Origin of the sequence: Methylorubrum zatmanii, from assembly GCF_014845115.1 — a bacterium.
GTDB classification, from domain to species: Bacteria; Pseudomonadota; Alphaproteobacteria; order Rhizobiales; family Beijerinckiaceae; genus Methylobacterium; species Methylobacterium zatmanii.
In genome coordinates this window covers 1-538 of record NZ_NKUI01000333.1, presented here as the reverse complement: position 1 = coordinate 538, position 538 = coordinate 1, and the positions used below count along the sequence as shown (strand labels likewise).

The following is a 538-nucleotide window of genomic DNA, read 5'->3' as shown; positions in this document are numbered from 1 at the left end:
CGATCCGGTGGTCGCCCGGGAGACGGCCTATTACGAGGCCCATATCGGCCAGGTGAAATCTGTCGACGACCTGCTCGGCGACCAGCGCCTCTACGCCTATGCCATGAAGGCCTACGGCCTGGAGGAGATGACCTACGCCAAGGCCTTCATGCGCAAGGTGCTGGAGGAAGGGGCGGCGAGCTCCGCGAGCTTCGCCAACCGGCTGGCCGACGACCGCTACACCGCCTTCGCCCGGGCGTTCACCTTCGGACAGGGCTTCACGGCGACCGGTGCCGACCCCACGACCTTCGGATCGACGGCACGAAACGCCATGCTGAGCGCGCCTCTGGCCCTGGCCGACAGCTACGATTTCAGCGGCACCGCCGAAGCCAGCCTCACCCTGGAATCGCGGATCGACGCCAAGACCACGCAATCCGTGACGATCCGGCTCAACGCCGGGATCCTGTCCCGGCAGGTGGAGAATCTCGCGGCAGTGACGCCCACGGAGATCTCCCAGGCGGTGATGGCACAGATCGACGCCTCGCCGCTGAAGGGCAGG

Annotated in this window: 1 protein-coding gene; it reads left to right on the top strand. The window is 66.9% G+C overall.

The genetic code is table 11. The features are described from left to right. A partial coding sequence (locus tag MZTS_RS24455; protein WP_192285911.1) for a DUF1217 domain-containing protein occupies positions 1 to 538 on the top strand: 538 nt, incomplete at both ends.